General features: G+C 69.9%; 11 protein-coding genes. 3 read left to right on the forward strand and 8 right to left on the reverse strand.

Annotation, left to right across the window (positions count from 1 at the left end; genetic code table 11):
• Positions 1–14 precede the first annotated feature (14 nt).
• From ABD198_RS02285 to ABD198_RS02295, 3 genes are read right to left on the reverse strand one after another with little or no spacing between them, the layout of a single operon-like run.
• Positions 15–482, reverse strand: a complete 468-nt coding sequence (locus ABD198_RS02285; protein ID WP_343997570.1) for an ATP-binding protein — start codon at positions 480–482, stop codon at positions 15–17.
• A gap of 40 nt (positions 483–522) precedes the next feature.
• Positions 523–705, reverse strand: coding sequence for a PIN domain-containing protein (locus ABD198_RS02290; protein WP_343997571.1), 183 nt, complete (start codon positions 703–705; stop codon positions 523–525).
• A gap of 36 nt (positions 706–741) precedes the next feature.
• On the reverse strand, positions 742–1683 hold the full coding sequence (locus ABD198_RS02295) for a hypothetical protein (protein ID WP_343997572.1): 942 nt from the start codon (positions 1681–1683) through the stop codon (positions 742–744).
• A gap of 366 nt (positions 1684–2049) precedes the next feature.
• Between ABD198_RS02295 and ABD198_RS02300 the strand changes: the two genes are divergently transcribed.
• Both ABD198_RS02300 and ABD198_RS02305 read left to right on the forward strand, forming a co-directional pair.
• Entirely contained in the window at positions 2050–2892 is an 843-nt protein-coding gene (locus ABD198_RS02300; RefSeq protein WP_343997573.1) for a helix-turn-helix domain-containing protein, read from the forward strand.
• On the forward strand, positions 2889–3092 hold the full coding sequence (locus ABD198_RS02305) for a DUF397 domain-containing protein (protein ID WP_343997574.1): 204 nt from the start codon (positions 2889–2891) through the stop codon (positions 3090–3092). Before ABD198_RS02300 ends, ABD198_RS02305 begins: the two co-directional genes overlap by 4 nt.
• A gap of 48 nt (positions 3093–3140) precedes the next feature.
• On the opposite strand, the gene pglX is transcribed toward ABD198_RS02305, so the two are convergent.
• Together pglX and ABD198_RS02315 are read right to left on the reverse strand one after the other, a co-directional pair.
• Positions 3141–6902 carry a BREX-2 system adenine-specific DNA-methyltransferase PglX gene (gene pglX, locus ABD198_RS02310; RefSeq protein WP_343997575.1) on the reverse strand — a complete coding sequence of 1254 codons (3762 nt, stop codon included), beginning with the start codon at positions 6900–6902 and terminating at the stop codon, positions 3141–3143.
• A gap of 212 nt (positions 6903–7114) precedes the next feature.
• A complete protein-coding gene (locus ABD198_RS02315) occupies positions 7115–8335 on the reverse strand; it encodes a hypothetical protein (RefSeq protein ID WP_343997576.1) in 1221 nt (406 codons plus the stop codon).
• A 676-nt stretch (positions 8336–9011) separates the two neighbouring features.
• Between ABD198_RS02315 and ABD198_RS02320 the strand changes: the two genes are divergently transcribed.
• Positions 9012–9305 carry a hypothetical protein gene (locus ABD198_RS02320; protein ID WP_343997577.1) on the forward strand — a complete coding sequence of 98 codons (294 nt, stop codon included), beginning with the start codon at positions 9012–9014 and terminating at the stop codon, positions 9303–9305.
• Positions 9306–9388: 83 nt separating this feature from the next.
• Here the strand turns inward: ABD198_RS02320 and pglW are convergent, their stop codons facing one another.
• From pglW to ABD198_RS02335, 3 genes are all read right to left on the reverse strand, one after another.
• Complete coding sequence (gene pglW, locus ABD198_RS02325) at positions 9389–13801, reverse strand: BREX system serine/threonine kinase PglW (RefSeq protein WP_343997578.1); 4413 nt, start codon at positions 13799–13801, stop codon at positions 9389–9391.
• A gap of 143 nt (positions 13802–13944) precedes the next feature.
• Positions 13945–14310, reverse strand: a complete 366-nt coding sequence (locus tag ABD198_RS02330) for an ester cyclase (RefSeq protein WP_343997604.1) — start codon at positions 14308–14310, stop codon at positions 13945–13947.
• A 28-nt stretch (positions 14311–14338) separates the two neighbouring features.
• A complete protein-coding gene (locus ABD198_RS02335; protein ID WP_343997579.1) occupies positions 14339–15112 on the reverse strand; it encodes an SDR family NAD(P)-dependent oxidoreductase in 774 nt (257 codons plus the stop codon).
• Positions 15113–15157 lie beyond the last annotated feature (45 nt).

A 15157-nucleotide genomic window follows, 5' to 3' on the forward strand; every position in this document is an offset into this window, starting at 1 on the left:
CCGGTGCGCTCAGATCACCGGCCGGGCGCCGGGGGCCGGGACCCGGTGGGCACGGCGGCCCACACGGTCTTGCCCGGTGCGCCGGGCCGCTCGGCCACGCCCCACTCCTCGGCCAGTGCCGCCACCAGCGCAAGCCCCCGCCCGCCGTCCGCCAGCGGCCGGTGGCTTCGGGCGAGCACCGGCCGCCGCTCCCCCCGGACGTCGCTCACCTCCACGACCACGCGCCCTCGCCGGTCGCGGGTCAGCCGCAGCTCCGCGTCCCGTCCGGGCACCCGCCCGTGCGTGACGGCGTTGGCGGCCAGCTCGGCCACGACGAGTTCCACGGCGTCGTGCACGGGCGTCCCGTACGCCCACCCCCACAGGTCCATCTGGTGCGCGGCGAGCCTGCGGGCCAGGCGGGCGCCGCGCGGGGTGGCGGAGAAGCGGAGCACGAAGGGCTGCCCGGTGGCGGGGGCCGTGCCGGTGGGGGATACGGTCGTCATGCTCCGAAGATCCCGTCCCGGCACGCCCCCTGACCAGCGTCTACGGCCCGACAGACGTCATCTGTGGTGGTCGGGGCCGTGGCTGTCGGGGCGGTCGGCCCCTGGTGCTCATCCGCCCGGACATGTACGACGGAGAGACCGGATCGAGCCACTTCAGGTCGGGGTTCTTCTTGAGCAGGCCGTAGTAGAGGTTGAAGCCGTCGATGTAGACATCGGTAGTCATGTGACTACCGTACGCGGCCCGCGAGTTGAGTGGCAGTCAGCTCGATACGGCCCTGCAGCGCGGGCAGTGCGTCTCATCGCCGACAGGTCGGAACAGCAACGGCTGCACATGGTCGCCCGCGCACTCACGGGCGCCTGCGAGGCGGGGCGACAGGCGGGGAACCGAGCCAGGGGCGGGGTCGGAACCGGGGGCGGTACCGGGCTGGGGTGGCGTGGTGCCGCCGGTCAGTGCGGCACGGGGCGGCACCAGCGGCGGCGGGACCTCGCCGAGCAGGTGCCGCAGGAAGCCGCCGGGGCGGCGCACGGGGGTGCCGTCGTCGGGCAGGCCGCGCAGGAGGTGCGTCCGGATGTCGGCGGGCCCATGGCCGGCGGCCAGCCAGCGCGCGGTGAGCCGCGTCAGCTCGGAGCGCATGGCGCGGGGGATGTGCAGCAGGTCGGGGGAGAGGGAGGGGAAGGCGTCGACGAGGGCGCGGGCCGTTTCGAGGTGGGGGGTGGCGGCTTCGTCGTCCAGGGCCGGTTCCAGGGCCGGTTCCTGTGCCGGTTGCTGGGCGGGGGGCCTGGGGGGTTGGTGGGAGGTCGTCCCGACGGGGTCTTGGTTGGTGGGAGAGCCGTCGGTGACCGGACCGGTCGGCTCACCGACGGTCGGGATACGAGGACCCGGTGCCGGTGCCGTTGGGCGCGGCTGCGGCTGCGGCTGTGGCTGTGGCGGGGAGACGCGCTCGGTGGTCGTACCGGCAGGGCTGACTGGCGTCTGTGCGAACAGCTTGGCGGCTTCCGCTTCGCTCAACGGAACGCTGGAAACGAGCTGTTGGGTGACCCACAGCCCGCCGGGCCCCTGGAGGCGCCGTTCGTGGACGAAGCCCTCGTCCTTCAGCTGCCGCTTGGCGCGGGTGAAAGCCGTGGCCCCGATGTTGGCGCGTTCGGCGGTGCGGGACAGGGATTCGCGGGCGTGCTCCGGGAGGGAGAGCTGCCAGGTCAAAAGTCGAACGGCGTCGGAGGACAGCCTCGGGTGCCGGATGATGTCGTGAGAGAAGCGGGTGAAGGCGCGCGGGGGCGCGATAAGGTGCCGGTAAATCACTGTGGGAGCTCCTGACTTCCACTGGTGGTCCAGGCCCTCGCTGACGGGTCCAGCCGTCGCGGGGGCCGATTCATTGTCTGCGCTGATGCGCTGAGGTGACGGTAGCGCACGGAGCGTGCCTGTATGGCCGCGATGAGTGAAGAAGGCTTTCGCGGAGGCGTTCACTCACACGAACCAACTTGCCTACGTTCTGGCGCCGTTGACGCACAGACGTCCTAGTCTCCGGTCACCAGGAGTGACAGGGCGAGCGCAAGGGGGCGTGAGCGGATGGACGCGGGTGCGGAGGCGGGTGCGGGCGGGGTGGAACCGGACTCCAGCGGGCAGTTCCTGCGTTGCTTCGGACGCCAGATGAAACTGCTGAGGGAGACGGCGGGGCTGACGCAGGCGCAGTTGGGGGATCGCGTCGGGTACGGCGAGGCACTGATCGCGGCGGTGGAGCAAGGGCGGCGGATTCCCAAGCCGGAGCTGATCGACGCGGTGGACCGGGCGGTGGGGGCACGTGGGGTGCTGACGGCGATGAAGGAGGAGGTGGCGAAGGCCAGGTATCCGTCGTTCTTCCGGCGGTTCGTGAGTCTGGAGGCGGAGGCTGCGGAACTGCACGCCTATGACACGCACCTGGTGAACGGTCTCTTGCAGTGCGAGGAGTACATGCGGGCCGTCTTCGGTATGTGGCGCCCGCTGCTGGACGTGGAAACCGTGGAGCAACGGGTGTCGGCGCGACGGGACCGGCAGAAGCTGTTGTCCCGTACCCCCAAACCGCTCTTGAGCTTCGTCATCGAAGAGCACGTCCTCATGAGGCCCCTCGGCGGCACTTCCGTGCATCGCGCTCAGCTGGAACATCTGCTTCTGCTCGGCCACGAGCGGCACATCGAGCTACAGGTCATGCCGACTGACCGTGATGAGCACGCTGGAGTTGCAGGCCCGTTCACGTTGATCCTCACGCGGACAGGGCGCAGGATTGCTTACACGGAGGTGCAGAGCAACAGTGCCCTCTACACAGAGCCAGCGAAGGTTCAGGGGTTCGAGTCCACGTACGGGGTTCTCCGCGCACAGGCCATGACCCCCAGGGAATCGCTGACCTGGATCGAGAAGCTGTTGGGAGAGCTATGAAGGTAAGCAGCTCAGAGCCCGCTGACGGTCTGCGCTGGTACAAGAGCAGTTACAGCGCGGGAGACGGAGGCCAGTGCGTCGAGGTCGCCGAAACCGGAACGGCCATGCTGGTCCGTGACTCCAAGCGGCCGGAGGGCGGGCTCCTCCGGGTCGGCGTGGAATCGTGGACGGCGTTCGTACGGATGGCCGCGCGCGGCTGATACGACGACGAGGGGCGGCCGGCGTACACCGGCCGCCCCTCGCTCGTCTCACGCGCTCTTCTTCGGGCCCCGCGTCTTCTTCTCGGGACGCCAGTTGATCAGGTCGGACTCTGACAGGCCACGGTCGATCCGGCCGGAGTCCAGCGCGGACTGGAACTCCTCAGCGGGGTTGCCTTCCCACTCCTCGTCGTAGCCGCCGTACCACTGGTGTACCCACGGCATGACTTCGCGCAGGCCGGCGAGGAGCGGGACAAAGCGCGGGTCGTCCTTGGCCCAGCCGCCTTCTTCCACACGGCTGTGGAGGAGTCCGACAAGGGCTTCGGCCTGCTCGCGGTGGTTCCAGCCGGCCCAGCCGAGGAGGAGGGAGCCGTCGGACTCCAGGGAGGCGCCGGGGTAGGAGATGAAGCGCTCCTTGGGGACGTCGAGCTTGCCGCGGTGGGACCAGTAGGAGTGCTTCTGGAAGTCGGCGCTGGTGTATTTCGGCGGCACCTTGATGTCGAGCCGCTTGCCGGTACGGTCCTCTTCGCGCTGCTGCTCCCAGACCTGCTCCCACTGTGCCCGCTTGCGCAGCCCGGACTCCTTGTAGCGCAGGGCGGCGAGGTACGGCACGTGCTCGGGCTCGATGACGGCGGCGAGGACGGTGGCGAGGGAGACGTCGCGCTTACCGAGGTGATCAGCGGCGTACAGCGCGGCGACGGCCTGGACGTCGTCGTCGTGACGGAGGGCGTCGGCGAGCTGGTTGACGGTGAGCGGACGGGGCACGGTGAAGCCGTCCCGCTCCTCGAACCACAGCTCCTCACGCTCGGCGGCGTCGAGCAGCCAGTTCCGCAGAGCGGCGGCCTCCCGCTTCTCCCACGGCTCGGTGGACCAGCGGCGCTTGTACTCGGGGCGCTCGATGAGGCGGATGTGCTTGTTGGCCTCGATGAGGTCGATACGTGCCTGGACGACCTTGCGGTACTCCTCGGGCCAGTCGGCGGGGATCTCGGTGACGGGAGTGGACCCGTGCCGCTCGAACCACGCGGTGTCGGCCTCCCCGGCGGCCACCTTCCGAGCGAGCACGATCTCGAACGCCCGCTGCCCAAGGGCTACTTCGGGCGTCTGGTCGGCGGTCGTCCGGGCAACCTCCTCGGGCGTGAGCAGGCCGTATGCCAGGTAGACAGTCCAGTCCAACTCCTCTTGCAGCGCGATCATGCGCCCCCGAATCCGCTCCTGTGCCCGCCGAGCCTCATCGAGGGCTTCCCGGGTGGGGACGGCAGCGCGGGTGAACGCGGAGGGCTCGTGCTTGGCGGATTCCTGGGCCAGCGTGTCGAGTTTCTGCGCGAGGGAGAGGGGGAGCTGCTTGGGGAGGGGGAATTGTTGCAGCTTCGTTCCGGTGAACTCGTAGAAGCGTTCCCACTCCTGCGACTTGAATCCCTCATTGACGCCCTGGCTGCCCTTGTCGTGGCTCACCTGCTTCAACCAGAAGCAAGCAGCCGAGGAATTCAGCACCCCCAACAACTCCAGATGCCGTTCCTCACTCGCCCCCTCCGGCAACTTGATCACCGGCGCGGAACGGTTGAACACCTTCCCACCCCGGTCCAGCACAAAGTGGTTGTGCGTGGCCACGAAGGCGAAGGCAATCAAGGCCGATGCTCGTGTCCGTTCCCACGAGAGCATGATGTGCTCGTGCCAGGCCATGCCCCGCTGTTCCCGCGTCTTCCCGAATGTGAGGCCAGCCCGCAGCGTGGAACGGTAGGGCCAGAACAGTTCCGTTTCTTGGAGGCTCGCGTCGGGCCTCTCGTCATGGTAGGGCCACAGGACGGCAGCCTCCGTATCGACGACCCAATCGCGAAGTACGTCACCTGTGACCAAGGTCCGCGTCTCAACCGAGCGCTGCCGCCACAAGGTGGGCACCCGGTCGGCTCCGAAGACATCGTCCTCACCGAGGATGTCGTGAAAGCCAGTTGACTGAATGACGTCCTTCAGGGATTGCCGCTGACCGCCGTCCAATGCGGCCATGACGCTTCCGGCACCACCCCCCGTAAGCGACCAGGGGAAGGCAGCAAACCGCTCGCGGCTTGCATCCTCGACGCTCACCCAATCCGACTCACTCCCCGGCCTCCGCACCTGCTCAGTGATCGCCGTCCACACGAGCCCCTTCGCCGCGTCCTCGGGCTGGTTCGGCTCACCACGGACGCCCAGCACGGCGCGAATCGTGTCGGCCTGCCGTGCCTTGTGGTTCCGCCCGGCGAGGATCACCGTCGGCGTGCCGTGCCCGGGGATGTATGCACCGGACGTATCGATCACGTGGGTGAGGGTGACACCTGGGAAGTCCCTCTTGCGTCCCGACTTCGGGTCCCTGTAGAGCCGCCCTCCGTGGAAGTAGGCCTCGATGAGGACCTTGCCGAACTCCCGCTTCATGAAGGAATTGGAGGTGATCTGCCCGGTGAAGCCACCGTCCTGCCGGTCGCCGTCCGCGCGGACCGCCAGCTCGAAGATGCGCTGCGCGAAGGGCACGGACAGCGCGTACTTGCCCGAGCAGGTGAAGTACGCGCTGCGGTAGTTCTGACTCTCCTGGCTGTCCTTCACCGTGATGTACGGCGGATTCCCCACCACCACGTGATACGACCCCCGCCCGAGCAGGTCCACCTCCTTCGCGAACCCCTCGACATCCTCCGTCCGGTAATAGAACGGCTCGTTCTCCGCGAACAGCGTGTCCAGTGCCTCCGTCACCGTTTCCGCGCCCCGCCCGTGCAGCAGGGAGTCGGCGACGGCGACCCGGATCGGCAGGTCCGGCGCCGCGGCCAGGTCCCGCACACCGCACGCCTTCAGTGCCGCGACCAGCAGCCGGAACCGCGCGATGGCCACGGCGAACGGGTTCTTGTCGGCGCCGTGGACGGACTCCAGCGCCCGCCGGACCAGTACCCACTGCTCGGTGCCGGGCTCGGCCTCGCGCCACTTGGCGAGCAGCCGCTCGAAGAGGCCCAGCAGGAAGTGCCCGGAGCCGCACGCGGGGTCGATGCAGCGCAGCCCCCGGACGACCTCCTCGCCGCCGGGCCCGTCGGTCCACACCTCGCCCCGCCAGTTCACCGGCCGGTGCTTCCACACGGGCGTGAGGCCGAACTCCTCCACCGCCGGCTCCAGCGTCAGGTCGAGGATGAACTCCTCCACGAACTCCGGCGTCTGGAGCAGGGCGTACGTCTTGCGGGCGTGCTCGGAGAGGTCCTGGTAGAGGTCGCCGAGGAAACGGGTGTTCAGTTCGGGGTCGGTGAAGTCGTGGACGATCTCACCGTCGGCGCCCCGCGCCCGCCAGAACGCCAGCAGCGCGGACGCGGCCTCGTAGGAGGGCGTCACCTCGTACAGGGGGTTGTGCGCGCGGTCGAAGAGGCCCGCCGCCGTGGGGTGCGCCGCGGCGAGCGCGTCGAAGGCGTCGAGGAGCCAGTCGCGGTCGTTCTTCTCGGGGTGGGCGCGGAAGTACGCGTCGTGCCGGTCCTGCGCTTCGGCCAGGCGCTCGCCCGGACCGGACAGCCAAGCGTCGGGAATCAGCCCGTTGTCCTCGCTGAACCGGACGAACACACACGCCAGCACCCACGCGGCGGCGATCTGTACGACCCGCTCGTCCCGCCAGGTCTCGTACATCGCCGCCGTACGCTCCGCGGCGACCGCCTTGTCGTACTCGGCACGCAGTGACGTACGGAACTCCGGCTCGCTCTCGGTCCGCTCCCGCAGGTCGTCCTCCAGCAGGCGGACCTGCCGTTGGAGATCCTTCAGCAACCGCGCGCGATCCAGCGAGGCCCCCGCCCCCTGCGCACCCTCAGCCGTCACCGTCACAGCCGCACCTCTCCTCCTGCTCGCGGGCCCCCGCGAACCCCGCGGATGCACCGATTCCCCAGCGAACCCCCCAAGGTTCGCCACCCCATCCTGCCAGCCCCGCCGCACCGCCCACGCCCCGATGGCTGCCCACTGCACCGGCCACCCCGTCCGGAGAGCATCCGTACTGGTCAGGCCGCCCCCTCCGGCCCAGGAAGCCGCCTGGGCGGGGCCTAGAAGCCCCGCTCGTGCTCCCGCACGTAGGTGAACCCGCGGGGCAGCTCGTGCGGCCCGGCCAGACCGGCCCGCTGATGATCCTCTCGATACGCGGCACGCGCCTCCGCGCTGGCCTCCTTGCCGAGGTGGCCGATCCGCATCAGATGCCCGGCGACCCGGTGCGCGGCCACGCCGTACGCCACCTCTGGCTCCGCATGCCGCAGATCCTCGCGGTTCGCCTCCCGGAGGACCGGCGTGTAGCACAGCAACCGAACCGGCCTCTCCCCGCTCCGCGCCGGGTAGCGCAGCATCCCGGCGCGGTTCACGCTGCCCTCCTCCCAGGTGAGCAGGCCGCGCGAGAGGAGACGGTCGATCGCCCCGTTGATCTTCTTCCGCGGCGGTCGTTCCGCCTCCGCCCGCTCCACCGTGTTCCGGACGAGCGCCTGCCGAGGCAGCAGCGCCCGGCCCTTCTCGTCCAGGTAGCCGAGTTCCCGCAATGTGATCAGCACGAGTTCCTCGACCCGGTCCACTCGGGCGTCGAACGCGGCCAGTTCACGCGTCATGATCCTGGGGTCGTGGACGTAGCGGACCAGCGTGCCGCCGAAGACGACGGGAGCGTCCAGCGGCGTGAACGCCAGCCGCAGCTGCCTCCAGGTGTCCCAGCGCACCGACACCCGCGTTCCGGGCAGGACGAACGGCTGCCATCGGAGCCCGGTCAGCAGCGGCTCGGCGCCGCCGGTGTCGAGCTTGATGCCCTTCTGCCGGTCCAGCTCCCTGATGCGGCGGCGCCCGCGCAGGAAGGTCAGATCGAGCGGTTCATGTGGGGCGGCCCGGTCGGCCATCTCGGACGGCACGGGGCACGTGCCGTGCAGGAGGTGCTCGGCACGGACGTAGAACTTCCACTCGACCGTGAGGCCGGTGTTGACCACGGAGAAGGGCAGCCCGCTGTCGAGTTCCTCGACGACGACCTGGGTGATTTCCTCCTCCTGGGGAGCAGACGGTTGAACATCCTGCCGTGACTGCCGCTCCTCCTGCGGGGCGGACGCCTCCAGCCGCCCATAGCAGCCATTGCACAGCAGACGCTTGTCGTGCAGGGCGACCAGACGCGCCTTCTTGGCCTGTGCACACCGCGAGCAGGTGAAGGTCGTGACTGTCTCCAGCCGGACGAGCTGAGTGCCGCCGCGGGGCGGGTAGGTCTTCGTGACCTTCACGCCGAGAACACGCTCACCGACGTTCATGACAGCAGATCCCCCCCTGGATTCCTGCCCTGCGAAGGAAAGGATCAGCGTAAACGCGGGCGACTCAGATCTGCAGATGGTCGGGCACGATTCCCTGCACCAGCCGCCACTTCGCTCGGCGGCGACCTACCGGTGCTCCCGGTCAAGACCAACTCGCCGGCCGACTTACTGCAGTTCGGGTGGGGTGGGGGAGATGGCGAAGCTCGGCCTCAAAGGGTCCGCCGACCGTGGGGCAGTGGTCACTGGTGACACCCCTCTTGCCGGCCGGCTCGTTGCTGTCGCTGGCTCATCAGCCTGTGCGGATCATCCGTCTTCCCGTCGGCGATGTCCCCTATGGGCTACCGATCTGCCTTGACCAGGAACGAAATTCCCGCCATGAGGGCCCAGGTGGCATGATCGACCGGGCGAACTAAGGAGGACTGCAGCCCGCCTCTGATAGAGCGGAATGCCGACGAGTTCCAGCGCCCTCGGAATACCTTGCCCAGCTCAAGGCGGAGAGCGAGTTCGCCGACGTGCCGGCCGAGGAGATGACACCCGCCCAGTACCAAGAACTCGCCGCGCGCTACAACGGCGGTCCCTACTGGCGGACAGACGATGCCCAGGCATACGGGCGCGGCTTCATGAACAACCTGAACGACGCAAGGAACGCACTCCGGTGATGTCCAACCCTCCGTCCGTGGACAACGACACAGGCTGCCTGCGTGCGGTCCTCGCAGTCCCGATCCTGCTGCTGACGCTTATCGCTGCCCTTTTCTGTTGGGCAGCGCTGACCATCCGTCCGTCCGGCCCCTGGGACGACGAGGCCTACGCCGCAATCATCTTGTCCTGCGTGGTCACCATCGGTGCTACTGCTGCCGTGACGGCACTTTGGCTCATACCGTCGGTCCGTCGGATCATTCCGTGGTGGTGCATCAGCCCATCACTCCTGCTGGGCATCGTCGCGGGTGTGCAGTGGATGAACCAGAGTTAGGGGACAGCACAGCGGCGAGCTTCCCAGCGCCGGTCGGGCCAGGGGCTGTCCCTGTAAGAGATCCGGCGAGCCCAGTCGGGCGGTCAGGAAGGTGAGCCGGCCGTGCGCAGGCTCTTCACGAACAGTCTGTCCAGCACCTCCCACTCCGTCGACCGGTCCACCACCTCGACGGTGCGGCTGTCCAGCGACGGGGAGGCCAGCGGATCCTCGACCGGCAGCAGCAGCCACAGGCCGTGCGGAGTGTCGGCCGGCCGTCGGGCCGACTGCTGCAGCGCCGCCAGCAGCTCCCGGCCACCCGCCTCCCAGTACCGGGCGACCAGCCCGGCCTCGTGGGCCAGCACCACGGCCCGCGGGCCCGAGCGCTCCGCGAGATCCAGCACTCGCTCGCGCACCCGCTCTGCCGCCAGACGGGTATAGGAGGCGAGCGCCGCACCCAGCGTGCCGGTGGCCGTGTATTTGGCGTCAGCCCTGAGCAGGGCCTCCCAGCGCACCGACTGCTCCTCGGCCAGCTCCTTCAGCGCGTCCAGGAGCAGCCCGTTCAGCGACACCGGCGTGACCTCGTACTCCTCGGCCAGCGCCGCGGCGACGCCCGGCAGCTCCGCACCCTTCAGCGTCAGCGCCAGGAAACCGCCCCGGCGGCGGGCCTCGTTCAGACGGGCCGCCAGCACCACCCGCGGGTCCCGGCCCTCGGCGATGCTGCCCTGCGCGGCGGCGTAGAGGGAGCTGGTGCTGGTGAGAACCGACGAGGACACCGCCGGCCGGCTGCCTGCGCCCTCCCGCTGCTGCGGCACGAACCGGCGCCGGTCCGGGTCGTAGACCAGAGGGAACCCCGCCTCGGTCAAGGCCTCGCCCAGCTCGACGTACGTCGTCTCCTCCAGCCCGCTCAGCCCCGGGAAACGGGCACGGACCCGGGACAGCAGGTCACCGGTGGTGATACCGGTCTCGGGCCGGACCCCGGCAGGCGCCTGGGAAATGCGCAGGGCGCGTGCCAGCGTGAGGGTGAGCGGGAACAGCTCCAGACGCGGAGAGACGGCAACACCGCCCGCCATCGACGCGGCCAGCTCCACCAGCCGCGTGTCGGCGAGCGGGGGCATGCCCTCGGGCGGGGACACGGCGCGCAGCTCCCTCAGCACCGTGGCGCGGCCCGGCAGAGGGTCCCGCCCCGCGAGGTCGGCCGCTCGCTCACCGAGCGCGGCGGCGTAATCGGCGAGTTCCGCGGGGGTCGGATCGTCGGAGCCCGGCTGGTCCTCCAGCGCGATCACCACACGGCCGGCCCGCCGTTGCACGGCCAGTCGGGCGGGACCTTCCCCCTCCGCTTCGGTCTGCTCCTTGTCGTCGCGCCGGCGGATCTCCGTCTCGACCGCGGCCCGCACGACTGCCAGGGCCCTGGCCTGGGCCTCCGCCGGATCGCCGGAGCCCGCACCGTGCCGGGCCCGCAGCTCCGAAGCCAGTTCCTCGGCCGTCGACACGCGGTCCCGGTCTGCCAGGACCGCCACCAGTTCATCGCGAACCCGCCGCAGCCAGGGCAGGGCCGCCCACTGCTCGACCGCAACCTGCAGGTTCTGGGACACCGTGGGCTGGCTGATCCCCAGCGACTCCGCTATCGCACTCTGCGCCGGCCACGGCTCGAGCGCTTCCCCCGCCTCCAGCACCCCGGGGAGCTGCAACGTCGCCCGGATCACATCCGGGCGGGGCCGCGTACGGCGCTTGCCCTCCGGCGGGGTCAGGCGGGCGGCCAGTGTGTCGACCGACTCCAGCACCTCCTCCGGAGCGTCGGGCGCGAGGGAGAGCGGCTTCTTCGCGGCGGGGCGTCGGCGCAGGGCCTGGGTCCACTGCCGGTGCCGCCGGTTCAGTTCCTTGCGGATGGCGTTGCCCGCGCCCCTCGCCCGCGCGATGTGGTGCGGCGGGATGGCGAGCAACTGCTCCACCGTGTGCGCCTTCATGCTCTCGGCGACCGAGACAGCCCGGGGTGACAGCCCCGCCGCGGCGAGCGGAGTGTCCAGGGTGGCGGCTTCGGCGGCCTGCTCGCGTGCATCCTCCAGATCTTCGGCGCTGATGCCCACGGTCGCCGGAGTAGTGGCGGGCCGAGCCGCGTCCGCCGCGCGGAACACCTCCCGCCACGCCTCCTGCAACTGCCGCAGGCTGTCGTACCGCTGTTCGACGTCACGGTGCAGCGCCCGCTCGAAGAACTTCCGCAGTCCTTCACTGAGGGCAGGAGGGAACAGCTCGGCAGAGACACGCAGAGCGGCCTCGGGGACCATGCGCGGATCACCCTGGCCGTCGCCCCACACCGGCCTCTCGCCCGAAGCCATCTCATGGAGCGTGACGGCCGCGGCATACCACTCGGCGTGGTCGTCGTAGCGCGAGCGGCCGGCACCGCCCAGGAACGGGTCGAGATAGCCGCGGGTGCCCGCATGCAGATCCTGGTCCGGCGCGTCAGCGAGCGAGAAGTCGAACAGCATCAACTGCCAGGAACCGTCGCTGCGCTTGAACAGGCCGAGATTGTCGGGCTTGATGTCCCGGTGCCGGACCCCGCGGGCTGCCAGTGCGTCGAGCGCGTCGAACAGGTCGTTGCCGAACCGCTCCAGCTGGTCGTACCCCAGCGGTCCCTGGTCGCGGAGCCGCGAGCCCAGGCTCACCGGCTCGCGGTCGTCCGGCCCCCGGTACCCCCCCGCGTACTCCAGCTCCAGGAGCATATGTCCGGCCAGCTCACGCGGCTCGGCAAGCAGCTTCACGATGCGCCCGCCGCCCACCTCTTTGAGGGCCTTGGCCTCAGCCAGAAGCCGGGCGTCCTTCCCCTGGTCGAGGGAGACCTTGAAGACCCGCACGCTGTCCTCGCCGGCGCCGGCGTCCTCGCGCCGGACCAGCAGCGCGCGTGCCGTCGCGCCGGTGCCGAGTACGCGGACCACCGTCCAGGTGTCGTCCAGGGCCTGGCCCGGCTGGACCGTGAGCGGATCTGCGACCGTGCCGCCGGTCACTTGAGGAGCAGCAGCGTCGGCTTCCGCGGCAGCCAGCAAGTCCAGGAACTCGTCGACGGAAGCGATGCGGTCCTGCACATCCGCGGCGGTGGACCGGAAGACAAGGGTGTCCAGGGCGGCCGAGACGGAGTCGGAGACGGCATAGGGGTGCAGGCCCTTGTCGCTCTGCAGCCGCTCCAGCAGCGCACTGCGGCGGTCCGCGGGCGGCCGACCGGTCAGGAGGAGGTAGGTGAGGGCACCGAGGCCGAAGACGTCGAGGTCGACGGGATCGGCGAACTCCTGGTCCGTCTCCGGTGCGAGATACACCTGTGCCGTGTCGGCGATGAGGCCGCCGTCCAGCGGTGTGTCGCCGAGCGAGCGGTGCAGGGTCGTCTCGAAATCCCGGGCCGCCGTCTGCCAGTCGGCGATCCGCAGAACGGGTTCGCGACCGTCCTCACGCGCCGAGACGTAGACCGAGCGGGCCGAGAGCGCGCGGTGGTACAGAGACCGGTGATGGGCGTAGCGCACCGCCTCGGCGAGCTGCCGGACCAGATCCAGACGCAGCCCCGGCGAGAGGTGACCGCCGTAGGCGTCCAGGTAGGCGTCGAGCCGCAGATCCGACTCCCGGTGCCGGAACAGGATCGCCGGACCGCCCTGGTGCTCCCGGATCTGCACCGCCTGGACGATGCCGCGGTGATTGATCCCCTGCAGGACCTGGTACTCGCGGCGCGCCGCCCGTTCCACCTTCGCCCGCTGCTCGGCCGAGGCCGCCGTACCGGCCAGGTATATACGGACACGACCGCTCTCCTGAACGAGCCCGTCGTCCCGGACCGCCAGTCGGTCCTCCCACCCGGGCCCCGCGTCGAGCGCGCGGGGGGAGAGCTTCCAGTCGTCGCCGAAGCGCAGGTGAGCCGTGGAGTGACTGATGCCGATGCGCTGCATCAGCTGTTCCAGCCGCTGGCTGATCACCGGCGTGACCCGCCAGCTCTCGCGCTCCGGCGGACGGCCCAGCAGATCGTCCCAAATCCTGGGCAGGCCGCTGGCACCGTCGTTGCGGCCGTAGACGGAAGTGACCTGGAACTCGTCCAGCTCACTCACCAGGCCGGGAGCGTGAAGAAAGACGGCCGGTTTGATGAACGGCACCTGCCGCGGGTCCATGCCCAGCGTCCTCGCCGCGCGCTCCAACCGCTCCTTCAGCTCCTTGGCTTTCAGATCGGTCAAGTACAGAGGATTGCGGATCGTACGTACCCGGTCACCGTGGAACTGCCAGGTGTCGCCGTGGTTCACGACCCGACCCGGGTGACCCTTCAGCTCCAGCAGGTAGAGACCGCCGGGCACGGCGATCAACACGTCGCACTCGTTGATCCGGCCGGAAGCAGCGGTGAACTGGAACGTCGCCCAGGCCCGGAAGGGCTCCGTCCTGGGCATCAGGGCCCGAAGGTGGTCGAGCCCTTCCTGCTCCCATACAAACCCGGATCGCCGCGGCTGAAACCAGCGCTCTCGTGGGGCGGGGGCTTTCGGCTTGGGAGCAGCGGGCACCGAACACCTCCGGACGGCTCTGATCAATGCAGAGCGGAAATCCTAGTCGGAACCTCTGACAGCCGGTCCGTGTCGGCAGATACCGGCGAAAGGCCCCGCCGGCCCGGGCCAGGGCCGTCGGAACCTCCCCTTCGCGGGCGGGTTCAGTCGCCGAGTACCCCCAGCTGTTCCATCAGGCCGGCACGGTCGTAGCTCCACCAGGCCTCGCAGATACGGCCGTCGCGGAACCGCTGCCAGGTCATGCCCTCCATCGTCACGTCCTGCCCGGTCGCCGGGACGCCCAGGAACTCGCCCTTGTGCGTGCCCCGGCACGTCCACCGTGTGCACACCCGGTCGCCCTGCGCGATCTGGTCGTCGACGGTAAAGCGGACGTCGAACGCCGCCCGCCACTGCTCATAGTTCTCACGCATCGCGTCCGCGCCCTGCAGCGGCTGCCCGTTCGCCGGGTCGTGGTCGACGTAGTCGTCGGTGATCTGCTCGGTGAGGGCGTCCGTGTCCGCCGACCCCAGCGCGGCGTGGGGCGCCCGGCCACCCCTTCTACTGCGGGCCGTACTTCCGGCCCGTCCGGGACGTGAGCGTGCCCAGCATGCCCCGCGGCACCAGCTTCGCCGCGCCCATCAGTGTCTTGTAGCGCGGGTCCGGGATGGACAGGGTCTTGCCGCGGGCCAGGTCGGCCAGGGCCGTCATGGCGACCTTGTCCGCGTCCAGCCACATCCACTTCGGGATGTTGTCCGTGCCCATCCCGGCCCGGTCGTGGAACTCGGTGCGCACGAAGCCGGGGCACAGCGCCATCAGCCGTACACCGCTGTTCGCCAGGTCCTTCGCCGCCCCCTGCGTGAACTGCACGACCCACGCCTTGGACGCCCCGTAGGTCCCGCGGGGCACGAACGCCGCGACCGAGGCCACGTTCACCACACCGCCCCGGCCCCGCTCCCGCATGGTCTCCGCCGCCGCGGACGTCAGCCGCAGCACCGCCTCGCAGTGCACCTTGAGCATCCGCAGCTCGTCGGTCATGGGCACGTCCAGGTAGCGCCCCTTGTTGCCGAAGCCCGCGTTGTTGATCAGCAGGTCGACGGGGTTCTTGCGGTCACGGAGCCGTTCGGCCACCGCCTCGATACCGGCGTCCTCCGCGAGGTCGGCGGTGAGCACCTCCGCCTCGATGCCGTGCCGGTCGTGCAGCTCGGTCGCCTGCTCCCGCAGCCGGCCCGTGTCGCGGGCCACCAGCACCAGGTCATGTCCGTCCGCCGCCAGCCGCCGCGCGAACGCGGCACCGATACCCGATGTCGATCCCGTAATCAGAGCCGTTGTCATGGCCCAAGGGTAGTGAGCCGGAGCGGAGCGGTCCGCTCACACCGC

Origin of the sequence: Streptomyces thermocarboxydovorans, from assembly GCF_039524635.1 — a bacterium.
Classification (GTDB): Bacteria; Actinomycetota; Actinomycetes; order Streptomycetales; family Streptomycetaceae; genus Streptomyces; species Streptomyces thermocarboxydovorans.